Annotated in this window: 17 protein-coding genes; 12 read left to right on the top strand and 5 right to left on the bottom strand. The window is 49.3% G+C overall.

Annotated elements, in window-relative coordinates:
• From R3F50_11130 to R3F50_11100, 7 genes are all read left to right on the top strand, one after another.
• Positions 1-1,740, top strand: a complete 1,740-nt coding sequence (locus tag R3F50_11130) for an NAD-binding protein (GenBank protein ID MEZ5490860.1) — start codon at positions 1-3, stop codon at positions 1,738-1,740.
• A 347-nt stretch (positions 1,741-2,087) separates the two neighbouring features.
• Positions 2,088-2,216 (top strand): hypothetical protein, encoded by a 129-nt coding sequence (locus R3F50_11125; protein MEZ5490859.1) that lies wholly within the window; start codon positions 2,088-2,090, stop codon positions 2,214-2,216.
• A 13-nt stretch (positions 2,217-2,229) separates the two neighbouring features.
• On the top strand, positions 2,230-2,919 hold the full coding sequence (gene rrtA / locus R3F50_11120; GenBank protein MEZ5490858.1) for a rhombosortase: 690 nt from the start codon (positions 2,230-2,232) through the stop codon (positions 2,917-2,919).
• Positions 2,912-3,655 (top strand): XRE family transcriptional regulator, encoded by a 744-nt coding sequence (locus R3F50_11115; GenBank protein MEZ5490857.1) that lies wholly within the window; start codon positions 2,912-2,914, stop codon positions 3,653-3,655. The genes rrtA and R3F50_11115 overlap by 8 nt, the downstream gene beginning before the upstream one ends.
• A gap of 18 nt (positions 3,656-3,673) precedes the next feature.
• Positions 3,674-5,557 carry an MFS transporter gene (locus R3F50_11110; GenBank protein ID MEZ5490856.1) on the top strand — a complete coding sequence of 628 codons (1,884 nt, stop codon included), beginning with the start codon at positions 3,674-3,676 and terminating at the stop codon, positions 5,555-5,557.
• 255 nt (positions 5,558-5,812) lie between these two features.
• Entirely contained in the window at positions 5,813-7,453 is a 1,641-nt protein-coding gene (locus R3F50_11105) for a long-chain-fatty-acid--CoA ligase (GenBank protein ID MEZ5490855.1), read from the top strand.
• Positions 7,454-8,062: 609 nt separating this feature from the next.
• The gene (locus R3F50_11100; GenBank protein ID MEZ5490854.1) at positions 8,063-9,100 is read left to right on the top strand and encodes a glycosyltransferase; all 1,038 of its coding nucleotides are present in this window, start codon (positions 8,063-8,065) and stop codon (positions 9,098-9,100) included.
• 365 nt (positions 9,101-9,465) lie between these two features.
• On the opposite strand, the gene R3F50_11095 is transcribed toward R3F50_11100, so the two are convergent.
• The 5 genes from R3F50_11095 to R3F50_11075 all read right to left on the bottom strand — a co-directional run bounded on the left by R3F50_11095 (position 9,466) and on the right by R3F50_11075 (position 17,753).
• On the bottom strand, positions 9,466-10,494 hold the full coding sequence (locus R3F50_11095) for a polysaccharide deacetylase family protein (GenBank protein ID MEZ5490853.1): 1,029 nt from the start codon (positions 10,492-10,494) through the stop codon (positions 9,466-9,468).
• A 110-nt stretch (positions 10,495-10,604) separates the two neighbouring features.
• Positions 10,605-11,747 carry a glycosyltransferase gene (locus tag R3F50_11090; GenBank protein MEZ5490852.1) on the bottom strand — a complete coding sequence of 381 codons (1,143 nt, stop codon included), beginning with the start codon at positions 11,745-11,747 and terminating at the stop codon, positions 10,605-10,607.
• A gap of 341 nt (positions 11,748-12,088) precedes the next feature.
• The gene (locus R3F50_11085) at positions 12,089-13,426 is read right to left on the bottom strand and encodes a UDP-glucose/GDP-mannose dehydrogenase family protein (GenBank protein MEZ5490851.1); all 1,338 of its coding nucleotides are present in this window, start codon (positions 13,424-13,426) and stop codon (positions 12,089-12,091) included.
• A gap of 134 nt (positions 13,427-13,560) precedes the next feature.
• Positions 13,561-14,961: an undecaprenyl-phosphate glucose phosphotransferase gene (locus R3F50_11080; protein ID MEZ5490850.1), complete on the bottom strand. Its 1,401-nt coding sequence runs from the start codon at positions 14,959-14,961 to the stop codon at positions 13,561-13,563.
• A gap of 1,409 nt (positions 14,962-16,370) precedes the next feature.
• Entirely contained in the window at positions 16,371-17,753 is a 1,383-nt protein-coding gene (locus R3F50_11075) for a DUF4832 domain-containing protein (protein MEZ5490849.1), read from the bottom strand.
• A 732-nt stretch (positions 17,754-18,485) separates the two neighbouring features.
• On the opposite strand from R3F50_11075, the gene R3F50_11070 reads away from it, so the two are divergent.
• From R3F50_11070 to R3F50_11050, 5 genes are all read left to right on the top strand, one after another.
• Positions 18,486-19,487, top strand: a complete 1,002-nt coding sequence (locus R3F50_11070) for a polysaccharide biosynthesis/export family protein (GenBank protein ID MEZ5490848.1) — start codon at positions 18,486-18,488, stop codon at positions 19,485-19,487.
• Positions 19,487-20,149 (top strand): hypothetical protein, encoded by a 663-nt coding sequence (locus R3F50_11065; protein ID MEZ5490847.1) that lies wholly within the window; start codon positions 19,487-19,489, stop codon positions 20,147-20,149. Before R3F50_11070 ends, R3F50_11065 begins: the two co-directional genes overlap by 1 nt.
• A 248-nt stretch (positions 20,150-20,397) precedes the next feature.
• On the top strand, positions 20,398-21,363 hold the full coding sequence (locus R3F50_11060) for a hypothetical protein (protein ID MEZ5490846.1): 966 nt from the start codon (positions 20,398-20,400) through the stop codon (positions 21,361-21,363).
• A 69-nt stretch (positions 21,364-21,432) separates the two neighbouring features.
• Positions 21,433-22,872 (top strand): O-antigen ligase family protein, encoded by a 1,440-nt coding sequence (locus R3F50_11055; GenBank protein ID MEZ5490845.1) that lies wholly within the window; start codon positions 21,433-21,435, stop codon positions 22,870-22,872.
• Positions 22,862-24,319, top strand: coding sequence for an oligosaccharide flippase family protein (locus tag R3F50_11050; GenBank protein ID MEZ5490844.1), 1,458 nt, complete (start codon positions 22,862-22,864; stop codon positions 24,317-24,319). Before R3F50_11055 ends, R3F50_11050 begins: the two co-directional genes overlap by 11 nt.
• Positions 24,320-24,374 lie beyond the last annotated feature (55 nt).

Genomic DNA, 24,374 nt, shown 5'->3' with positions numbered 1-24,374 from the left:
TTGGGCCGTTCTTCAGAAAGCTCCTCAGCCAGCACCAGGCCGACTGTCAAAGCGAATTTCTTGCGGACGGCGACATCGCGATTAACGCAGCTACTCAAGCGAAGAAACGCCCGTTCGCTTACCCGGTTCGTATTTACGCTGCTAACGCTCGTCACTTCGTTTGCGGTGATCTTTCGGCTCTTGATGCTCTATGAGGGACAGCAGCATTCCTGGCTGACCGGCTTTTATTGGACGCTCACTACCATGTCCACGCTGGGCTATGGCGATGTTGCATTTGTCACCGACATCGGCCGCATCTTTTCCATGGTGGTCTTGCTGTCTGGCATTATTTTCATGCTGGTGTTACTGCCATTTACCTTTATCGAGCTTTTCTATGAGCCGTGGATGGAGTCCAGAGCAGCCCACCGGGTTCCGCGGACTGTGCCAAAAGAAATGCAGGAGCATGTCATCCTGACTTACTACGATCCGGTAGTCATGGCATTGATCCCAAAGCTGGTTCAGTTCAAGTACCCCTACGTGGTGATACTTCCCGAGCTTGAAGACGTCCTGCACTTAAGCGATCAGGGGGTTAATGTTATACACGGCGAGTTGAGTGACCCTGACACCTATCAGAAGGCGGGGCTGGAGAGAGCCGCCCTGGTTGCCACAACCCGTCAGGATATCGCCAATACCTCCGTGGTGTTTACTGTTAGAGGTATTACGCCCGATATCCCGGTAATCTCCACGGCAAGAGATAACTCGGCTGTCGAGGTATTAAAGCTTGCCGGCTGCAACAGGGTGCTTGACCTTACCCATTTGATGGCGGAAGCCCTGGCGCGTCGTGCGATTGGCGGTAAACAGTTCAGCCATATCATTGGTCGGATTGATGATTTGCTGATCGCAGAAGTCGATGCCTCGCAAACCACCCTGGTGGGGATGGGATACGGTGAAGCCCAGGCAAGTACCAGTGTGAGCATCGTCGGCTTCTGGGCGCGAGGTAACTTCGAGATCGGGCAGCCAGAAAGCGTAATTGATGCCAACACCGTACTTGTAATGGCAGGCTCGACCCAGCAAATAAAGCAATTCAACGCAGGTTATAAGAACGACACAACTCAGAAAAAGTGGGCGCCGGTGATAATTATTGGCGGCGGGCGAGTGGGAAGAGCCACTGCAGCGGCCCTGAAGCGGCGGAGTATCGAATCTGTAATAGTTGAGAATTTGAAAGAACGAGTACTGGATCGCGAGAAGTACATTCACGGGTCAGCAGCGGATAAATCCACCCTGATAAAAGCCGGCATAGAAAGCGCGCCCACTGTCATCATCACGACCAGAGACGATGAGACCAATATCTACCTGACGATTTTCTGCCGCTTGTTGCGCCCTGATATCCAGATTATCAGCCGCTCCACATTAGAACAGAACGTGGCCGGGCTGCACCGCGCCGGATCGGATATTGTTATGTCCTACGCTTCGATGGGGGCAAATGCGCTATTCAATTTGCTGCAGCGCAGCGATTTGCTGATGATTGCCGAGGGCTTGAACGTTTTTAAAATACCGGTACCAAAAGGACTGGCAGGCAGAACACTGGCCGAAGCAAACATCCGCCATCTGACTGGTTGCAGCGTGATAGGCATTGATGGCGATGAAAAAACCATGACCAACCCCATGCCGGATTCAATCCTGCCGGAAGCCGGCGAGATGGTGCTGATCGGAACCCCTGCGGGCGAGGCCGAGTTCTTCAGCGTATTCGGGTCCAGATAGAGAATTCTTACCTGCCACTATAAGAGATGAGTTGCCATTCGGCCATTCTGCCAGGCCGATTGTACGCAGCAACCGCACGTCCAACGGCACATGTTCCGTGTCACCCCTCACACTCACGCCTTTTACCCTGCCCCTCTAATGATCGACGTGGTGCCTATTGAGGCCCCGGGCACCAACCCGGGCCGGCCCGCCGCTTCCGGCAGGCATACCAATAAGTAGCATTATTTGATACTTTCGGTGTGATTTATCGCTACAAGAAAGAGATTGGTTTCATACAGTGGTCGTTATCCCTAAGCTGCAACGCACTCAATCCGGACTCTCCGGTTGCCTGAGCGAGGAGCTTCACTATGTTACTCACACGACGAGTCAGCCGCCGCCCTGGCTATGTCGGCGCTGGCAGCGTAGACCTGGCTTTTTTCGCGGTACTGGCATTGAGCCTGGGTGCCGGTCTTGTGTCAGCACGGCGTCGTGTCTAAGGAAGGCCTTATCATGCCGACTGTAACAGCCTTTCTGTTTATTCTCGTCGCCCTGGGCCTTAATGGCCAGCCCGCCAGTGATCTGTTCTGGTTCAATCGTGAGATGATCGAGGCTGGTCAGTGGTGGCGCCTGCTGACCGGACATCTGGTTCACTTCTCAATGCCTCACCTGCTGCTCAATGGCCTCGCTTTTTATCTGTTGGCCGGACAGATCAGAAAACTGGCTGGGACGGAAACCCTGCACCGGTTACTGGCGCTGTTGATGAGCGGTACGGGCCTTGGCCTCTACCTGCTGGTCCCGGCCATGATTCAATACGGAGGCCTCTCGGCCATAAATTACGGGTTACTCGCCTGGCTGGCCCTGCATGACAGGAATCCGCTCCTGGCCCGGGCATCCGGCAAAGGGCGGAGCAGACTGCGCGTTCTGTTCGTCGCATTGCCGGTCGGCCTGTGTGCCCTGCAGTGGTGGCAGGGTCTGAGCGTTGTTCCCGGTCTGGCCGCAGGTGACGGGCCGGCCGTGGCGTGGCAGGCCCACCTGATTGCGATCATCCTGGCTGTAATGGTGGGCCGGATTGTGGCACCGGGCAGTAAGCGAGAGATAGTCGTAGCGGAACCGCCAAAAGCTGGCACGGCACCTGAAGGCAACGTGGCGATCCCCCACCGGACTCCACCCCTATCGACCCGGAGACTTGATTATGAGTGAAAGCAATCGCCTGATCGAAGCACTTAAACGGGAACTGCGCAGCCAGGGTAAAACCTATGCCGATCTGACCGATGTCCTGGAGCTCTCGCACGCCAGTGTGAAACGCCTGTTCGCAGAGAAGAACTTTTCGCTGCACCGTCTTGAGCAGGTACTCCAGTTTCTGGGCCTCGAACTGGCCGATCTGGTGGCCGCCATGGAGAAGGACACTATGCGGCTTGACGAACTTACCACGGACCAGGAGCGCCAGCTGGTGGCGGATGAGAAACTGCTTTGCACGGCGCATGCCCTGCTCAACCGCTGGGCACTTGACGAAATTATCGCCACCTATACTATTTCGGAGTCCGAAGGCATCCATTACATGGCGCTTCTCGACCGCATGAAATTACTCGAGATGCTCCCCGGTAACCGCTACAGGCTACTAGTGTCCAGGAAATTCCGCTGGATTCCGGGTGGTCCGATTCAGAAATATTTCGAGAAACAGCTGCAGGGTGATTTTCTCAACGCGTCTTTCAACCGCGCCGATGAAAAAAGGGTATTCATCAGCTCCATGCTGTCCCAGGGGTCCATCGCCGCGCTGGTGCGCAAACTGGACAAGCTCAGCAACGAGATAAACGAGCTGCATCTGGAAGATGAGAAACTGCCCCTGCGGCAGAAACGTGGCATCAGCACCCTGCTCGCTACCCGGCCCTGGGAAACCCGGGTTTTCACTGCCCTGCGTCGCCCGGTTTGCGGCTAGACCACCGAGGATTCTCCGATGAGCGGGAACAATCAGTTCAAATTGCTGGGACAGAGGCGCTTTCTACCGTTCTTCCTGACCCAGGCCCTGGGCGCCTTCAATGACAATATTTTCAAGAATGCCCTGTTGATCCTGATCGCGTTTCGCAGCGCCCGGGAACTGGGTTTCAACACCGGAATCCTGGTCAACCTGGCGGCGATCCTTTTTATCCTGCCATTCTTTCTTTTCTCATCCACTTTCGGCCAGTTCGCCGATAAATTCGAGAAATCCCGAAGCATCCGCACTATCAAGTTTATCGAGATTCTGATCATGCTGCTGGCGGCGGTCTCGCTGCTGTCAAACAACCTCGCTTTCATGATCACAGTGCTGTTTCTGCTGGGCCTGCAATCAGCGGCATTCGGGCCGATCAAACACGGCATTCTGCCTCAACATCTTAAACGTGAAGAACTGACCGGCGGCAACGGCCTGGTGGAGATGGGCACCTTCCTGTCCATCCTGCTCGGCACCCTGCTGGGCGGCATACTGGTTTCCCTGCCGCAACATAGCGTAGTGTGGCTATCTGTAACCGTGCTGTCGGTCGCAGTCGCCGGGTACCTGGCCAGCCGCCAGATCCCCGAAACACCGGCAGTGGCACCGGATCTGCAGATAAACTGGAACCCCATAAGCCAGACTATCCGCACCTTCAGATACATCCGCACCGACAAGGCGGTGACCGAATCGATCCTCGGGATCGCCTGGTTCTGGTTCTATGGTTCGGTCTTCCTGGCCCAGATTCCCAACTACACACAGTTTACCCTGGGCGGCACAGAATCGGTAACCACCCTGATTCTGGCGGCGTTTTCCGTAGGGATTGGCACTGGCTCAATCGCCTGTGAGAAGCTGTCCAATGGCAGGGTCGAGCCGGGCATCGTGCCAATTGGCGCCTTCGGCCTCAGCCTGTTCACCGTTCACCTTTATCTGGGCAATCCGGGCGACTCACTGTCTCCCAGCCTCAGCGCCGGTGAATTCCTGACCGACTGGCACAATATCCGCATTCTCGCCGACATCGTGCTGATTGGAATCAGCGGGGGAATCTTTACCGTTCCTCTCTACGCCATGGTACAGAACCGAACCGAGCGCAGCCACCTGTCGCGGGTTATTTCCGGCAACAATATTCTGAATGCGCTGTTCATGGTGTTGTCCGGGCTGTATGCCATTGTGCTGATCAGTGCCGGTTTTTCCGTGCCACAACTGTTTCTGATCACCGGCCTGATCAATATCGCCATAGCCCTTTATATCTTCCGTCGTGTTCCTGAATTCATCTTCCGCCTGATCATCTGGCTGTCAATCCACTTCATGTACCGCGTGCGCTGCCGGAACCTGCAGAACATTCCCCATGACGGCCCCTGTGTGCTGGTAGCCAACCATGTAAGTTTCGTGGACGCCCTGGTAATCGCCGGATGCTGCAAACGCACTGTCCGGTTCGTCATGTACTACCGGATATTCAACGCACCACTGCTGGGCTGGCTGTTCCGCCTGGCCAACGCAATCCCGATAGCACCGGCGAATGAAAACCGGGAAATGATGTGCAGAGCTTTTGATGAAATCGACACTGCCCTGGAGAAAGGCCATATTGTCTGCCTGTTCCCGGAAGGCAAGCTGACAGCTGACGGTGAAGTCGATCGCTTCCGCAAGGGTATAGAACGCATAGTGGCCCGGCGGCCGGTACCTGTGGTGCCCCTTGCCCTTAAAGGCCTGTGGCGCTCCTGGTTCAGCCGTCGCCGCGGTAAAGCCTTGAGTGGGCTACCCGGTAACTTCCGCGGCAGTATCGAACTGGTGGCCGGGCCTGCCCTGGCCGGCAACAAGGTGACAGCAGGGGAACTGGAGACCATTGTCAGAGAGCTTCGTGGCCCGGAGCAATAAGGCGTGCGGGTTAACTTAATGGCCTCGGCCGGATAACCGCGAACGACAACGCTGGAAACTCGGGTCAGTACGAAGAGGCGGCAGCAGACAAGAAAACCAACAGCAGGCTGCTTGACTTTTACCCAGGCCCCATTTCACGATAAGCTGGCAAACAAACAACCCGTACAGGCAATCCAGATAGGCTCTTTGCACGGATTCAGTCGGCTTACTGAATCGGATCACCAACAAGCAGGCCTGAGTTGAAAAGGAAGAAATATGCAAGCATTGATGATGAACACGCCGCTGATGATTTCATCGATTCTGAGACATGCGGAAAAGAACTTCCCGGAAGTGGAAATGGTCTCTGTCACGGTCGATAACCCCCGGCACCGGCAGAACTACAGGACTTTTGCCCGGCGCTGCCGGCAACTTGCGAATGCGCTGGAATCATTAGGCGCCAGGTTCGGGGATCGGATCGGCACGCTGGCCTGGAATGATTACCGCCATATGGAGCTTTATTACGCTGTGTCGGGTACCGGCATGGTCTGCCATACAATCAATCCACGCCTGTTTCCCGAACAAGTGGCCTTCATCATCAATCACGCCGAAGACAAGGTCATGTTTGTCGATGTCCTGGTCATGCCTTTGCTGGAAGCGCTGAAGGCGCACCTGCCGAAACTGGAAACCATTGTGGTACTCACCGACCGGGCACACATGCCCGAGTCCAGCTTTGACAACGTGTTGTGCTATGAGGAGCTGCTTGAGGCACAGTCCGATGACTACGTCTGGCCGGAGTTCGACGAAAACACAGCCAGCGGCATGTGCTACACCTCGGGCACCACGGGCAACCCCAAGGGCGTCGTGTACAGCCATCGCTCTACCCTTCTCCACGCCCTGGCCGGCGCTTTGCCGGATGTCACCGGTGCCTCGAATCTTCAGACCAGTCTGCCGGTTGTGCCGATGTTTCATGTCAATGCCTGGGGCGCGCCCTACGCCGCACTCATGGTCGGTACGAAGCTGGTGTTGCCGGGGCCGAAAATGGCCGACGGCGAAACCTTGTGCGATCTGATGAATTCTGAACAGGTTACGGTCTCGTCGGGTGTACCGACAATCTGGCTGGCACTGCTGGATTATCTCTCAGCGAACCAGAAAACCATCCCCTCCCTCGAACGAGTCAATGTCGGTGGTGCCGCCTGCCCCAGGGTAATCATTGAGCGCTTCAGAAACGAACACAACTGCACGGTCTCACAAGGCTGGGGCATGACAGAGACAAGCCCGCTCGGCACGGTGTTTGCCCTGAAGAAAGGCATGGAAGACATTACCCCGGAAGAACTGGTCGACCTGCAGGTACTGCAGGGACGTGGCGTATTCGGCATCGAAATGTGTATTGTCGATGAGAATAATGAAGAACTGCCCTGGGATGGTGTAGCGTCCGGCGCATTAAAGGTCAGAGGGCCCTGGGTCACCAGGGGCTACTACGGATTATCCGATGTGCCGGGTGATGCTGACTGCCCGGTTGATGAAAAGGGCTGGTTTCAGACCGGCGACGTGGCCGCTATAACACCTGAAGGTTACTTGAAGATCACCGATCGCACCAAGGACGTGATCAAAACCGGTGGCGAGTGGGTCAGCTCCATCGAGATCGAGAATGCGGCAGTCAACCACCCTGATATAGCTGAAGCGGCGGTTATCGGCCGGTATCACCCCAAGTGGACGGAAAGACCTTTATTGATCGTCGTTCTACGCGCAGGCAGAACTTTGTCACAGGAGCAGGTGCTGGACTTCCTTAAGGACAAGCTGCACAGGATGGCCATGCCCGATGGCGTCGAGTTTATCGATGAGCTACCCCATACAGCTACCGGTAAGATCAACAAACTTGCGCTACGAGAAACCTATAAGGACTATCAGTTCAGTTAAAAAAGAAACAGTTATAACTAAACTAACCTGTATTTTATCGCTCGTGATTTACAGTGGAAATTGACCTGTAATCAGCGTTTAACCCAGCCGCGCCTCAAGCACGTGACAACGGCTGCTTTCTCGCTGTAGCAAGACCTCGTTTTCACTTGAGGTACGGAGCATGACAGATTTATTCAGTCAGGATAAAATCTTCGCTTCTCGATTCATACCGGTCAAGCGTAGAGCTACAAACCAGACAAAGATCACCGAATAGTTCGGGATTTCCGATAAAATCGATCAGTTACTGAAGCCGACAAGGCAAAATTCCGTCTGAACAAAGTATTCTGGTTCAATTGCACTGTGATGAAGTAAAATATATACATGCTTTTGGGGATTTTACTATGATGCCATCCAACATGGGCGTCAAAAACCTGTGGTGTGTCGAACGCAAACCACGATAAGAGTTGTGCCAAAACCGGCGTCCGATGATTTACTGTCATTTTCGGTCGGCAGGGCCGAATATGTACGAATTTGCAGTTATCGACATGGTAAGTGAAATTGCTGAAGATACACTGGTGACCAGCAAAAAACGAACAAGGCGAGCGCCGGAAATGGCTGAGGTTTACCGTTATGCGTAAAACTGCTGCGCTTATCATGCCAGCGCTGAACGAGGCAGACTCAGTTGTTGAGACCCTTGATTCTGTGTTTGCCTCAACACGCCTGCCTGATGAGATTATCGTGGCAGACGGGGGCTCGAGTGATGAGACGGTCGCGCTGGTTGAACGATATGCTGATCGTGGAGTGTCCGTTAAAGTGATTGGCAATCCAAAAGTATATGCCGGTGCAGGGCGCAATGTTGCCGTTTCGCAAACGCAGTGTGATGTAGTGCTCTTGTTGGACTTTGGGAATGTAGTGGACCCGTGCTGGGTTGAACACATGATGGCAGCCTATGAGCGGGACGGCAATATTGATTATGTATGTGGCATATTTTTGCCGCGTGTGCGCAGCGATTTCGAACATTGCGTAGCCTGCATACACTACCACCTGGAAGCCTTGGTGGACAGGTTACCGATTGCTCAATTGTTACAGGAGGTGCCGAAAGACGTAACCCCAGGCGCGTTGAGTTTTTCGATAACGCGCGCGATGTGGCTGAAATTGAAAGGCATGCCCGATTGGCTGCGCGCTTCCGAGGATAATCTATTTGGACGTAAGCTCAAGGCGTTCGATCCAGCTTTTGACGTTGCTGTTGAAGCCCGCCAATATCACCATATGCGCTCCAATATCCCGGATTTCTTCAAGCAGCTGTTCACCTATAGCCGTGGTCATGCGCGGACGGGGCATTTGAGGCCGCATTATGTAAAATTTGCGATTTTTCTCCTCGTATTGATCGGCCTGTTGTGGATGCCTATCGCACCGCTGCTCAAGTCAACCGCAATCGTTTCCCTGTTCGCCTTCTACGTCTGGAGAACGGGTTTACGGAAGGTTGTTAGAGTAGATGGTGGACTCAAAAAACTTCGCTATGCCTTTATGGCCACGGCCATTGTACTAGCCCGGGATTTGGGTACGCTGGCGGGGTATATCGTCGGACTTTACGAGTGGTTTTTCGTGAAAGATTATCAAAGGCAGTATAATTTGTATCTTGATGAGATTAAGCTGACTGTGATTTAGCTCGAGGCTATTGCAGAGACTGATGCTGGGATTCGTAATTAGTGTTCTTCTGGGTATTGACACCGCCAGGCAATAATACGCCCTACCTCAAACCTTCACTTCTACCAAAGCCCACCTGGTTTGGCCCACATCAAAGCTCGGTCTCTCGGTTACTTATACTAATGCTTTATGCCCCGGTGTCGAATCAAGCTGATAAGAGATGGCATTGCGAGTCATTGTGGCTTGCAGGTCAAAATCCCACGACTTAATGCATTGCCGGAGACAGCAGTTCCCTTCAGAGGGTAGAGCTTTAAGGTCGATTACAGTCGATTCCTGTAGGGCCAAACTGGCCCGCTTGAAGCCGAATTCATGGTTGATTGTCCTGATTATTTTTTTCCAGCAGACAAGGTTTGCACCAGCACCTTGTGAAAACTATATGCACAAGCAAAAAACCAGGGCTTTTGGAGGGTAAATCGTGGTATTTCTCGCCCGGATTGGCCACGCCGATGAATATATTTATCGCAGGTGAAAATCCCAGCCATGCCTCGGGATTCCAGTTCGTCTCTAATCTTTTCATTTTTGTTGCCATAGGGATAGGCAAATAGTGTAACGGGTCTAGAGATAATTCCTTCAAGCTGATCCAGTGCTTTTGCTATTTCCTTGTCCGACTCCTCTTCTGTGATCAATGATAAATTGGCATGTGTTGCAGTATGTCCCCCGACAACAAAACCGCGTTGCACCAAGTCACAGAGTTGTATTTTGGAAATAAGAGGTAATGTGCGCTGACAGTCCGCTAAATCAACTGCCGCCTGGGTTGCCAACTGGTCGATGACGCCAGCAACTTGGGTCTGGGGCAACTGTTTAATAAGGGCGCAAAGTCGTTCATATGTGTCTATTTTTTGGTGTTCCGTCCCCACATCAACCGATGAGTTGTCGCTGTCCAGCGGACTTGGCAATGTCAGTTGCGATTTTCTTGTGTTCTTTATGATGTAGCTGACTTTCTCCCACCAAAACGGGTCAGGCACATCGAGAAAATCCGAGCAGACAAAAAAAACGGCTGACAGGCCATATTTCTCGAGCACGGGGGCTGCGAGTGAATAGTTATCTTCGTACCCATCATCAAAGGTAATTAAAAATCCGATATTTCCAGTACCGGATTGAATAAAGTCATTAATACCGTCTGGATGAACCGGAGAGAAGTGTTTCAACAGGAATCGCAAATGTGCCTCAAAAACTGAAACGGGTATCCCCCGTTCCACACCGAACAAGCCTACATTGTCTGCCTCAGTTTCGACAATGCGATGGTAGGTTAGAACCAGCAGCAGATTGCTTGACTCTGCAGCACGCTGCCACTGCTTACGGTAAATACCACTGTAGTACAATATCGGACTCAATAATTTCTTGATCATAAACATACGTGTTGATGCCCTGTGCTGCAGGAAATAAGCTGTGTTTCCCTGTGTAATCAAACTGTAAGCGTATTCACACTATTCAGTGTGATGTTATTGGCTCTGTGCCTATCATTTCAATACTTTTGAATGCAGCCGATTAACGTTTCTTCCAATCGGTTCAGTGAAGCAGGGGCATCCAAATGTTGCACGGATAAAGGACCTGCCTGGGAGAGCGTATTGCGGAGTGTGGCGTCACTCAATATTCTCAGAACAGCATCGGCCAAGGCTTTCCGATCACCATCGGGCACCAATATGCCGTTTTGACCATTTAGAATCTCTGCCGGACCCGATGGACAATCAAATGATACGACAGGGGTCGCTAACGCCAGTGCCTCCACTATCACGCTTGGAAATGCCTCAAACCGAGAGCTGCAGATAAGCGCGTCAGCAGAGGCGATAATAGGGTATGGATTTGCCTGATAACCGGCAAAAGTGACTTTATTTTGAAGGCGCAATTGTTGGACCAATTGAGTCAATTTTTTGCGCTCATCCCCCGTACCGCACAATACCAAATGCCAGTCTTGGTGGGTGGGCAATGTTGCCAAGGCATTCAGCAGGACGTCAAATCCCTTCACCCAGTCTAAACGCCCGACGGCAACTAATCGGCCAGTGTGGCATGGCCAGGTGTGAGTGTAAGCCTGGGATAGGGCACTGATTCTTGCCAGTGGGAAAGGATTGTTCTGTACGGTAATATTGCTGGCGTGCGGAGATAGAAAGGTTTGACTAAATTCCTCTTTGACGGCTTTTGAGACAGTTAATATTTTATCTGCGCGAGGATACATTTTCCTGCTGATCCAACATTTTAGACGACCAAAACGCTCTTTCTGTATCTCTCGGGGGACACAGTGAATACTGCAAACTGCTTTCGCTTGCCCCGACGGGGCCAGCAAATTAATCATGTCACAATACCATGCAAAGCTGATGGTCACGTCGGGCTTTAATCGACTTATCAATTTCGAATACCGAAATATAAGCAAGGGCAGAGAGAAGCGAGATTTCTTTTGTAGCGAATAAAGAGGTACCGTAGAGGGAATTGCTGATAGATTGCTGCCCTCTTTATTACAGACGATCAGAATAGGACGGAAACGACTTGCGTCGATTAGAGATAAAAACTCTGTGCACATCTTCTCAGCACCGCCACCAGAGAGATCGGGAACAAAGAAAACAACAGTCAAACGCCGGTCCGCTGCTCTCTTAACAGTTGCGCACTTTTCCATGTGATGTCTTCTGTGTTTAGGCGGCATGATTTTCTCCGAATAACTGCTGCGTAAAATCGGAGCGTTTCAGGGCAACAGATATAAAGATCCCAGCGGCGATCATAGGCCTCTAAACATAGCGAGGAGACCATATACCCGAATCATATACACAGCCACTCTCCAATGACTGGAGCAACGATTCGCCCAATACCTGTGTTACAGGATTGATTTGGTTGAATGCCAAGCCCGGCGTATATTACCAGTAGGCGCCTCGAATTTTTAGCTCTTTACAGACCAAATCATTGATTTCTTTGTTCACGCAGCATTGACTGCTAAATCTCCCGCACCGCTTCCTACTAATTCTAGCTTGAAACGGCCAACCCACGTCCGATGGCATAGTAGGCTATTTCGGCGGCTTCCATTTTCGCAGGTTCAAACAAATTCCTGCCATCGAAAATAACCGCTTCTTTAAGTTCATTCTTTATGGAGTCAAAATCGGGCGCCCTGAAATTTTGCCATTCCGTGCAGATAACCAATGCATCAGCGCTTTTTATTGATTCATCCTTGGTTGATGAAAGAACGAATCCCTCGCAGTCTCCATATATTTTCTTGGCTTCTTCCATGGCTTCGGGATCAAACGCCTGAATTCGGGCGCCACAAGAAAGTAACCCCTCAATCAACACACGACTAGGAGCGTCACGCATGTCATTAGTATTCGGCTTAAACGCGAGCCCCCAGACCGCAAAAGTCCTCCCTCCTAGTTCACCTTTGTAGTGGGCAGATATAATATCGAGTAACTTTCCTTTTTGTGCATTATTCACTTCCTCTACGGCGTTCAATATTTTTGATTCGTAATTGATCTCTCGAGCGGAATTAATCAAGGCGCGAATGTCTTTAGGAAAACAGGAACCTCCAAAGCCACAGCCGGGATAAATAAAGTGATATCCTATTCGAGGATCTGAACCGATTCCTACCCGCACCTTTTCGATGTCCGCACCTAACTTCTCTGCAATATTCGCCATTTCATTCATGAAACTTATTTTTGTAGCCAGCATGCAATTGGCAGCGTATTTCGTTAACTCGGCTGAGCGTTTATCCATGACAAGTAATTTGTCATGATTCCTGTTAAAAGGTTCGTAGAGTTCACGCATCACTTCTATGGCTCGCACGCCTTCCGCGCCGACGATAATCCGGTCCGGCCTCATGCAGTCAGAAACTGCGGCCCCTTCCTTGAGAAATTCAGGATTGCTAATCACATCATAGGTTATCGATACACCCCGCTTTCGGAGCTCATCTTCGATGACTGATGAAACTTTATCCGCGGTCCCGACTGGGACAGTGGACTTGGTAACGACAAATTTGTGATCCTGCATTTGAGCGCCAATACATGATGCTACGACGAGAACCTGTTGAAGATCAGCCGAACCATCCTCATTCGGTGGGGTCCCTACAGCAATAATAATTAAGTTGCTTTGTTTTACTGCCGAAACTGCATCGCTAGTGAAAGTTAAATTGCCTGCCGCAACATTTGAATCCACCAAATTCTTCAGACCAGGCTCGTAAATTGGGATATGCCCTTGTTTCAAAAGCTCAATTTTATTGACATCAATGTCGACGCATTCCACGTGGTGGCCCACTTCCGCCAAGCAGGAGCCGGTCACCAAGCCCACATAACCTGTACCAAATATACTGACTTTCATTAGTTTGTTATCGCTGTTGAGGGGGATTTAGTTAAGTAAATATTCGTGTGTAATTAATCTATCAAGGTCCATTACTCGATAAACCAAGCGGAGAAACGACAGTTAACTAACCGTCGGTTATACCGTATTTATATTCAGTAGGCGTTTCTATCCCTGAAAGCATACATTATGGTGAATACAACGATTTTAAAGTCCATCCAAAGTGACCAGTTCCGGATATAATCCAGGTCATGCGCGATCCGCTGCTGCATTTTGTCAAGAGTATCTGTTTCACCGCGCCAGCCGTTAACTTGCGCCCAGCCGGTGATCCCTGGCTTTATTTTGTGACGAACCATATAAAAATCTATCTGGTTTCTGTATTCCTCGTTGTGGGCTATCGCATGGGGACGAGGCCCGATCACGGACATGTCGCCTTTGAGCACATTGAAAAACTGGGGAAGTTCGTCTAAAGAGGTTCTTCTTAAGAATGCACCTATACGGGTTACTCGTGGGTCGTTTCTTACTGCTTGCTTGATTTCGTTGTCGTTTTCCATCACACACATGGTGCGAAATTTCGTTACCTTTATTTTCCGTCCGCCTGCGCCATAGCGGTCCTGCGAAAAGAAAACCGGACCTTTAGATGTTGTTTTTATCAAGAGAGCAATGATTAACATAGGAAATCCGAAAAACAAGAGCGCGACTATGGAAAGCACAATGTCTTCAGCCCTTTTTAACATCGCACTTGCCCCCGTCACAGGGTTCTCATACAAACTGATCGTCTGCAATTGGCCAACGTTCTTCAATGACGCGCTCATCAAACTGTGAAAAAACAAATCTGGTACTACCTGTACGCTGGCGGTTGTATCTCCGAGCCTGGTAATAATATCTTTTATTCGTTCAGCCGCCGTAAGAGGCAAAACAATAAAAATTGCGTAAAATTCATTGTTCCTGGCTCTGAAGATACAATCTTCAAGGCTCCCAACAAGTCTATCTTCATAAACAGTGTCCAACCGGCTTGAGTCTCTGTCATCGAAAATACCTATCAGACGAAAGCCCAGTTCAGGCTTGGAATCAATTTCCAGAACCAATCTGTCACAACTACCTGTGGCACCAATCACTGCTACCGAGCGAGTATTGATACCTCGCCTTCGTAAACTACGCAAGACTTTCCGGACGGTCAACCGCCAGCTAACAAGGGCTACCGGACAGAGTACAAACCAGGCAGTAAGCACTACACGAGAGTATAGCTCGCTGGTTTTGGAAAGAAACAGGTAAGCCAACACTACCAGCACTGCTCCTATCCAGGCGAGTGATGAGTAAAAAATGATCGGCTTGAAATAACCCGGCCGCCAGTCCCGGTACAAATGAGACGATTCGGCAATAAAGAAATAGACAATCGCAGCAAGTAAAACAACCGTCAGGTACTGAAAGGAAAATGGAACTCCGTATGCATAAGCGGTGAGTAGCAATGTAGCCTGCAAAAGCAATAGATCAACAAGCCGGTAAAAGACTGCTTGGGAGTTGCTTTGTTCCTTGAATATGTAGTGTCGCTGCACCAAAGCAAAAAGCTCCTACTCACACATAAAGTCAAATAAACGTTCACTTATCTTTTGAAGGGAGGGGCACGATTCCATTCGAGTCGCAGTGCACCAATGTTCGCTAATTGAAACGCAGCCAATTCTGGCGATACCTAGAGACATGATCCAGAGATGTGTCATAGTTAAAATCAGATGGCACCAATTTAGAAGTGATTACCGTTTGAGTCAATAATAACTCGCGCTTCTTTAGTGACACGATATAGCCCACACACTAAGGATTTGAGCAGGCCAGGTAACATGTCATTTACCCCTAGCCCTCCAATGCCAAATTTGGCCTGGCCTTGTATGAGCGAATTTGGACAATCCCTTCCCGGTGTCGCTTCAGCTGAGTACAGGCAACACTTTCACGAGATCCGCGATACACTAATACCGCACAAACCCGGCTTTTCCAAGCCTTGAGTCAACAGAAAGATCAGTACCGTAGACCAGTCGATGACAGCATCCAGCGGAAATCCAGGTGTGTCAAACTTATTTACCGGTCAGCGCTCTTTCATGATAGCCGAAGATTATAACTTACTGAAAAAAATAAGGTATTTATTTTTGGCACATTTATGCTTGAACATCAGCGGGAATTTGACCCGCTTCCTCACACAGTGCATTGTTGATACCTAAAACCGAATTCAGTTACGTTGGGAGTTCGATACCCAATGAATGTATGCAATCTATCAAGGTTAAAGTAGCGTGTATGTTCAACGGTAATTCCTCTGAGTGGTTGCCACACCTTCGAAGCGTCGAAGGTATTCCCCGAACTTCTAACACAGACCCCAGCCGCGGGAAAAGTACCTCGAGTATCTACGCAGGAACCGCCAGGAACAATGATCTCAATGCCAACCTGGTCCACAACTGAACCAAACAGGCCGGGCAAGGCGCTGGGCCGCGTGGTCCAAGTGTTAGGTAACCCCGGGAATCATTGTGCTCATACCTATGCGAGGAACCGCGCCAACAGAATAAAGGTGCTGCTGCATGATGGGCTGCGGCTGAAACTGTGGCAAGGGTCGCTACGACTGAAGCGGGGCAAGTTACACAAGGCTGAACTGGCACGGCGAACACCTTGTTGTGGATGTGGAACAGCTTCATGCACTGGCAGCGCCTGAATGAAGCAGGTGTCATCCGTGCGTTGTAGTCCTACAGGAGACACTGAAGCAGCTTACTCAACACAACACGAGCCTCGCTCACTGCAACTACTGCCCAAAGCAGACTATCGCCTTACGGTAATGCTTCTTAGAGCAGCAGTAATTTTGTGAGCCGGTTCAATTACACGCCGGTGCGGGGACCGGCGTGTTGAACCTAATAGAGGCCAGCCTGCTGTCTCTTCCGTGTCTGGTGAGGGGGCGACACTGAGCTCAGAGTATGACCGACTACCGAGCTCACCTGATCCTGACAGAACCAAGCTCGACCCACTGATCGGGCAACACGGAATTGCTGTGCAGCTTGATCATAGGATCTACGGGTGAAGCGTCCCATGTCACAGCGGTATCGATGTAGTAAAGTGCCGGCTCTGTAGTCAAGGCAACTGGAAATTGCTCAGCGAAGGAAATGGTCCCCGGTAACCAGTCTCTCAGAGATTGACTGGATTGCCACTCTTCTGCTATCAGCCCCGAGACAGCTCGAAGCCGATACTTTAGCTTAAAAGGTTTGTACGGTGGAGCAACACCGTTGTTGCTCCACTCGGCATCCACACTCAGGAAGTCTCCCGCGAATACGGTGCGAGCAATGTCATGAGAAACAGGTTCGAGTTGATAACCAACTTTATTTAGAAATTCTGTCAGCGGTTCCCAGAATTCTGCCGGTATTGGTTTACTTCTGAAATTCACAAGCGATACATGATACTCCAGCGCATAATTCAATACACTTCTGAATTGCTCGGGCGTAACTCCTCCTCGATACCAGTCACTGGGATCGCCGCAAGTTTCAAAGTATACCGGCGCCTGCTGCCAGGCTTGACTGACATTTGCTTCATTGTGAACCCTTTTCGGATAATAGGAATCCATATGATTCCACGTGCCGGTCCGATACAGTTTGTCACCAAGGCAGTCAGCTCGCCAACCAGCCCCTTGACCTACTCCGTAGTTGAGAGGTCGGCCTTGATCATAGACTGATCCCACTGGCATTATTAGTTGTGTATTAGGGAAGGCATCAGAGTGCATATTGATAACACTTTGCCAATTGTACTCTTCAGGCAATGGATCCTTGGATTCCCCCATATGCCACTCGCCCGTCATACCGATCAAACCTATGTCGATAAACTCAAGCCTGGGATCTCCATCATATAGCTGCCCTATCGTATCAACGAGCCGCCTTGCCTCGGCAATAAAAACAGGGTCATTAAAATCCGGCATGAAAGCTGATCGCCCATCACTGGCCCGGTATGATGTTCCATTGATTCCCATATCCAAGAGCCAACGCGGAACTCTAGTGCCACCATCTCCGTCGGCCATTATTCGAAACCCGACGGTCTGCCCTCTCGATGCGGCGTGATCAAGAATCTGATCCAAGGCGTCCAGCGAAATATTGCCTCTGGATCCAGGCTCAAGCTCATCCCAATATACCCGGAAATACAAAACGGAACTCTCAGGAAAGTCTTTGAGCGGCAGATCCCCATTAAAGCTGTGAAAGGTCGCCAACCCCATTCCCGGATTCGTGAGATACGGATGGACGACCTTGTCTGCGCTGACATCGGTGCTGCAAAAAAGCAAGAGCAACACACAAACCAATCCGATGGGACTATTCTTCATCATCTCTTGCTTCATAGCTTCCCTCTATGACTACATGATTTCTGTAAATCTGAGCCAGAAAATCAGACACTGACTTCCCCGATTCAAATGCACTCCCTTGGTGCAAGGCTTTAGTGCCCATAGCCGCTGGATGAGAGTGGAGGATGCACTTTACTTCAGGAGCGATGGCAACTTAGTGATGATATTCACAGTCTGGAAAACAAAGCGGTTTACATAGAATTAACGCCTGATCTCCAAGACGCTTTTCGCGCATGGCCTTCATCAAAGCGCTTTGCCATCTGTATAATGGCCAGTAGCCATGGAAGCAATGCGCTGCCAGGTGAGCACCGTGTGCTGGAGACATTCACCACACCCCGGCGATGTTAGATAAACGCTTAAATATTCCATGTATTTGCAGGATAATTAACAGTTTTTGAAAATGTTTAGTGTAGAATTGGAAACTTCTGGGAAATCGCTTATCCGGATTAACCTGGCCATTCCCGCACACTCCGCTAATGGCGGTTATCGGGGAGAAGAATTTAATTCTGGCGAGAAGTGAGATAAACAGGCAGCTGAAAAACTGCACCCGTAACTGAAAATATTCTTCGCATCAGATTTTAGAGCATGCCATCACAGAGGAGCTCTACTGATGCCATCGTGAGCAATGGGATAAATACATTCATCATCTATTGAATCTATTTATGATGAATTCAACATATTTTGGCCTGAAAGCGGGGCTGGGTATTTTGGTATTAGAGTGAGCTGATAATGACAAATCAAAGTCTGAAAACTGCATTTGCGGTCTTATTTATCGTCCTTACGACTGGTTGTGCTAACAGAACATCCCTTCCGTCTGCTGCGCAAGTTCCCGAAGGCTACTATCCTACAGCCCAGGCGCAATCAAAGTTAGGCCCAGGCGACTCGCTTTCTGTTAGTTTTCTCGCCTCGGTTTTCCAAACAGAATCTCCTTATCTCTTATCCGTAGGCGATGTACTCAGAGTAGATGTCTTTGACCATCCAGAATTATCGCGCGATCGAGTGGTTGTACTACCAGATGGCTATGTTTCCCTGCCCGTAGTCGGGCGTGTCGAGGCAGCGGACAGAACAATCGATTCAATACAAAGCGAACTTAGAGGATTGTATATTGCTGGCAACATTGTCAGTCCTGAAGTGGTAGTTTCCGTAGAAGAAAATACCGATCCACTGCTGCCTCTTCTGAATTTGGTAAATCGAAACGGTCAGCACGAGCCCTTGAACTACATTATCGGATACTCCGATACTCTAGATCTCCCCTTTATTGAGCCCGTTACCGTCCAGACAGATTTCTCAACTTTGCAGTCAATGATCAAGCAACGGTATGAGGAATTGTTTGGGTCTCGATTACAGGTAGTGATTCAACTCCAGAAATCTGCACCTTCAGTAGTGTACGTAATCGGAGAGGTTGAAAGACCAGGGCCAATAAACTATTCAGAACCTTTAAACCCATTAATGGCCATTGCCGCTGCGGGTGGATTGAAATCCACCGCCCAATCAGATGATGTAAGACTTTTCAGAAGACGTGAGGACAACTCCCTGGACAATTGGTCTATTAATCTGGAGGGCAGACTGGACCATGGTGAGGCTATCGACGATCAAATACCAATTGTTCCTCTCGACGTGTTGTACGTACCACGATCCGGGATAGCGGAAGCTAATCGTATTGTTGAGCAGTACATTCGTAACATGCTTCCCATACAGTTTGTTGTTGGCGGACAGGTAGTAAGCGACTAATGATCAGAAAAAGACTTAATTTCGAATCCAAGAAAGCGAAAGCTGCCTTCCTAGAGGCGCATCTTGGTTTTAATGCGTCAAAGCTAACAGGCAACCCTGGCGATGGCGTTGTAGTGGGATTCATATCCAGACTACCCGGTGAGGGTGTAAGCACCACTGTTACCGGGCTTGCTAGGTCTCTGGGTGCATTATCTCCCGGCTCGATATTAATAATCGATGCCAATCCTACAGGCACCCGAATCGCGAAGCTGTTAGAATCAGGTGCCAAAAATCCACTAACAAGCGCGTCGTTTGATAGGATGGATTTCAGCATTCTTAATCATCTGGAAACAATTGAGAATGGGGATCTGGCTTTAATTACTATCGACTACGAAACCAGCGAGAACTATTGCTTAAGTGCCGAGTTTGGACAGTATCTAGTCGACCTCAGAGAGCACTACGATACGATTCTTGTCGATATCGGTTCCTGGGATCAATTGGCGCCTGTTTACTGGGCAGATTTTATGGACCATCTGGTCCTGATAATAGACAGTGAGAGAACGACACGAGAATCTCTTGAGGATTTCAAACACAAATTAGATCGAAGCGGACATGAACTTTCCGGCTTTATACTGAATAAACAGGAAAGACCCGTACCAGAATTCATATATCGATCGCTCTGATAGTGAAAGTACACAAAGCCGCAATGAACCGGACCTGAATACCTATGACCAAGCGAGACATTTTTATCTTCCTATTCAGATGGCACCGTCTAATGTTGGGGACGTTTCTATTCATTCTTTCAGTTATTGTTGCTTTACAATATCTACTTCCCCAACGTTACTCAGCAAAAAGTGTTTTACTTGTAGAGTACAATCGGTCGCCCACAATGCGCTCTGACTATACGCAAGGATTGCAGAGTACTGAAACCATGAATACAGAAATTGCCATACTGACATCTGACGCCGTCATCGCTAAAGCAGTGGACGATCTTCGGCCTTTCGAACGTGAGTCGACGCCAAGCATGATTAAAAATCTGACCGATTCCGTTCGTTCCAGCCTGATTTCAATTGGACTTTCTGAAGAAACAAGTCGCAGGGACAGCTGGATCAAGCAACTCCGAAGCAGTGTAAAAGTGGAAGCACCCGTCCAGTCCAACATCATAAATCTGAGCTACGCCAGTGAAGACCCTGTGTGGACTGCTGATATAGTCAACGCAATCGTTTCCAGCTATATCGACCTCCGGTTACAGATTTTTTCTCCCCAAAACACTGCCAAGGTTTATGAGGCACAGATGGATCAAATTATGTCTCAGCTGAAACAGCATAGAAGGGAGCTGGAGAAGCTCGATCAGTTAAATAATGTAGAGGCTACTAATGAACAACGAAGGTCGCTTATACAACAACGGTCGTTGTTGATGGAGCGAATTGTCGCTGCTGACGTGGAACTCGCTGACCTGAGACTGCGTTTTAGTCCCGGCCATGAAAGGGTCCGGAGCGCGAATGAACTTATTTCGACTTACAGACAGGAAATTGAGAACATTGACAACGAAATACGCTTATTGGAGCTGACTCAATCACAAACAGTGCAGATGAGATTGAATATAGAGTCTGAAGAGGCACTGTACCAGGCCTATAAAACCCGCTATGACGAAGAAAGATTGAAAGAATTGGCCACAACTGATCTTGTTAACGTTCGCGTTGTTGAGCAAGCAATTCCTGCGGCAAGACCCGACCATTCAAGATTGTTTTATATTTTACTCGGATCTGCGGGAGGTTTTATATTCGTTTTTGGACTTACCCTGCTGTTTGAATATTTTGACAGGCGGGTACGACATACCCATGTGGCGGAAGAAATTCTGGGCGTCGGGGCCATTGGGGCAATTTCCAAGATTTAAATAAACAGACAACTAAGGACCCTCTGATTATTTCATCAGCACCAACACCGGGGTAGCGGACAACGGAACATGCATTCAAGTCTGATGTTGAAACTACTCTGGCTAACACCTGCCGGACTACTTGTAGTTCTTTTCGCCCTCTTTGCAGGTATCGGGTCACTGATCGGAATGGCAGCTATCATTAGTGTCATTGCCTTGACTTTCCTTATTATTCTCGGGCCTCGTTTTCTTACGATCCTTCTGCTTGTCGGTGTGCCGACAGTATTTGTATTCCCCAATACTGTTCTTCAGAATGTCCCTGTATTGAATACTGAGAGGCTGTTGTTTATCGGGATAGTCGGATTGCTGCTTCTCCCGCCTATATTCAAAACGGGCATTAGATATCGGCTGATACAACCCGAGAAGTTTGGGATCGCCTTTCTGGGGGTTGCAGTTGCCTCCTACATCCTTGCGATTGTTCTTGGCAACTTCCCACCAGATCCCATTCAGGACGGTTACTTTTTTATTCAGTACATCATGGGATTGTCTGCCTTTATGATTGCCCGACGACTGGAATGGCATGAGAAAAGCGTTATGCAACTCATAGATATTATGCTCGTTGTCGGTTTATTCATGTCTGGACAGGCGTTTCTTCAGTACTTTCTGGGAATTGATATTTTTGTCCCAAGTTTCTTGGAAGTTCCCCATGCGGACGAAGGCCGGGTGACGGGCACTTTCGCCAATGCCTCCGAATACGGCGCTGTTGCAACGTGCATATTGCTGCTTGGAATCTATCGACTTGGCTCCACTCGAGATGCTTTGGCTAGATTCTTCGTCCTGATAGTCCTTGCAGCAATAGGGATTGCAATAATATTGTCTAAGACAAGGGCGCCATGGTTGGCCGGTATAGTGGCGATTGGGATGGTCGGAATCGCCGATTCAAGGGTTAGACTTACATTAATTAGTTTGGCTACATTTGGCCTGAGCATCGGCGTTGCACTATTCCCGATATTTCTGGATATCACTGAGTTTCAGGAGCGACTAACCTCTCTTGCGCCGATCGCAGAGAGACTGGCTATCTGGGTGGCGGCAATAAGTATGGGAATCAATAATCCAATACTTGGAATTGGATTTGGACCTGACGCTTTCTCTGCTGCGTTACCTCAATACGCCATGGATTTCTTTGGAATTTCCGCCAACTGGGTCAGTGGCGTAGGTATTCCTCATAACGAATTTTTTCACATCTTCTCATTAACAGGGATACTCGGTATCTATTTGTATCTTGCCATATTAGTATCCATCACACGCTTATTGCTTCAGAGTTATCGAGAAAAACATGACAGGTCCGTTATAGCAGGTCTACTTCCATTATACTCACTTGCGATGCTCGCCAACCTGGTAGTTAATAGTCTTTTCGTGGATACCGGTCCATTCTGGTACCTTGTTTTCTTTGTCTTCTTTTTCCTTGGGGTTTCTGTATCTCTCGTTGAGAAAGAGCGTTCTGGCAGTGTCGTGAAAAATGTCAACTAGTGAAGCGAAAACCATCTCAAGTTACGGCAGCATATATCTGCTGGCCAACATCGTAAATCGCTCTGCCGGTTTTATCTTGATCCCGTTGTATACCTACACGCTTAGCCTTGAGGAATACGGTCTTTTGGCAATAGTCATGGCTGTATCGGATCTACTTGCGATACTCTTTGGTATGGGCTTCACTGCAGCCATGACCCGATTTTATTTCGACTTTGATAATGACTCAGATGAACAAAAGCTTGTAATCAGTACGACTTTACTCGGGTTTTTCGCCCTTTCCTTAATTATTCTTATTTTCGCGTACCCGATCGCAAGACTGACAGTATCTGTACTCTTCGAGACAACTGAATATTTGGGTGTCTTCGTTTTCGCTATCGCCGGCCTGATTTTCACATTATTGTTTGAAGTAGTTGTCGGTTACACTATCATTCAAAAAAAAGCATGGTCCTACTTGAGCATTGCCATTTCCAAAGCAGTGCTATTTATTGCGAGCAACCTTATACTGGTTTTTTACCTAAAACTAGGTGTTCCAGGAGTCATCTACGCTACGGTAATTTCTTTGGGATCCTTGTCACTAATTCTTTCAGTCGGTATTTTGCGAACGGTAGGAACGGGTTTTTCCTTTCCATTGATGAGGGAAATGGTTTCTTATGGTATACCACTCATCCCTGCCTCCTTCGCAGATGCGGCCCTACCGGTAGTCGAACGACATTTTATTAATGTATTGGTTGGCCCCTCTGCTGTTGGGATTTATTCCCTTGGACACCGCCTTGCCTCTATGTTGCAAATGTTCATAGCAAAACCATTCTCCGAGATCTTTTTCGTTCGTCGATTCGAAACTCTAGCCAAAGGGGAAGATCAAGGTGTCTTTAATAGAATACTGCTGGTATTCGTGGCCCTTATGATTACCTGTTCCTTGGGCCTCTCTCTATTTGGTCATGAGATAATCACACTAATATCACCTGAGGAGTACCTTGGAATTATCCCGGCAATACCAGTATTGGGGCTTTGCTTTGTGCTTTCCTCACTTAATCTCAATATTCAGCTTGGAATCATTTATCAGAAAAAGACCTGGACGATCCCTGTTATTGGTCTGGTTGCCTTACTAGCGAGTGTCCCAGCCAATTATCTGCTGATCGGAAAATTTGGCATACTTGGCGCTGCCCTGGCGCTTTTATTGATTAACATTCTGAGAATCGCCACCACACTGACGATTAATCTTCTAATCGGTACCCGCCTGATCAACATTGACTGGCCAAGGGCCATTGCAATAGCGTTTATCGGCACTGCAATAGGGGTACTGGCCATAAATTCATTTCCGCAAGGCTTCAGCATCCAGTGGTCTGTGATAAAACTACTAGTCATCGCCGGCTTTGTACTTTTCCTTTTTGTAACGCCCCTCCTGGATAGGAAAACCAAATTGGAGCTGGCAGCCCTGCGTCGCTGATTTCTTCAGCGGCGAATCTGATGTGACCAAAGCCGGAAATTACAACCTTTCCATT

This window comes from Gammaproteobacteria bacterium (assembly GCA_041395725.1).
Lineage (GTDB): Bacteria > Pseudomonadota > Gammaproteobacteria > Pseudomonadales > Pseudohongiellaceae > NORP240.
This window is presented reverse-complemented; position numbering and strand designations above follow the sequence as displayed.

Bases quoted from the DNA above. Each gene is read 5' to 3' on its own strand.
- R3F50_11125 (MEZ5490859.1), top strand. From the start codon at position 2,088: ATGTTACTCACACGACGAGTCAGCCGCCGCCCTGGCTATGTCGGCGCT.
- rrtA (MEZ5490858.1), top strand. From the start codon at position 2,230: ATGCCGACTGTAACAGCCTTTCTGTTTATTCTCGTCGCCCTGGGCCTT.
- R3F50_11115 (MEZ5490857.1), top strand. From the start codon at position 2,912: ATGAGTGAAAGCAATCGCCTGATCGAAGCACTTAAACGGGAACTGCGC.
- R3F50_11110 (MEZ5490856.1), top strand. From the start codon at position 3,674: ATGAGCGGGAACAATCAGTTCAAATTGCTGGGACAGAGGCGCTTTCTA.
- R3F50_11105 (MEZ5490855.1), top strand. From the start codon at position 5,813: ATGCAAGCATTGATGATGAACACGCCGCTGATGATTTCATCGATTCTG.
- R3F50_11100 (MEZ5490854.1), top strand. From the start codon at position 8,063: ATGCGTAAAACTGCTGCGCTTATCATGCCAGCGCTGAACGAGGCAGAC.
- R3F50_11095 (MEZ5490853.1), bottom strand. From the start codon at position 10,494: ATGTTTATGATCAAGAAATTATTGAGTCCGATATTGTACTACAGTGGT.
- R3F50_11090 (MEZ5490852.1), bottom strand. From the start codon at position 11,747: ATGGAAAAGTGCGCAACTGTTAAGAGAGCAGCGGACCGGCGTTTGACT.
- R3F50_11085 (MEZ5490851.1), bottom strand. From the start codon at position 13,426: ATGAAAGTCAGTATATTTGGTACAGGTTATGTGGGCTTGGTGACCGGC.
- R3F50_11075 (MEZ5490849.1), bottom strand. From the start codon at position 17,753: ATGAAGCAAGAGATGATGAAGAATAGTCCCATCGGATTGGTTTGTGTG.
- R3F50_11070 (MEZ5490848.1), top strand. From the start codon at position 18,486: ATGACAAATCAAAGTCTGAAAACTGCATTTGCGGTCTTATTTATCGTC.
- R3F50_11065 (MEZ5490847.1), top strand. From the start codon at position 19,487: ATGATCAGAAAAAGACTTAATTTCGAATCCAAGAAAGCGAAAGCTGCC.
- R3F50_11060 (MEZ5490846.1), top strand. From the start codon at position 20,398: ATGAATACAGAAATTGCCATACTGACATCTGACGCCGTCATCGCTAAA.
- R3F50_11055 (MEZ5490845.1), top strand. From the start codon at position 21,433: ATGCATTCAAGTCTGATGTTGAAACTACTCTGGCTAACACCTGCCGGA.
- R3F50_11050 (MEZ5490844.1), top strand. From the start codon at position 22,862: ATGTCAACTAGTGAAGCGAAAACCATCTCAAGTTACGGCAGCATATAT.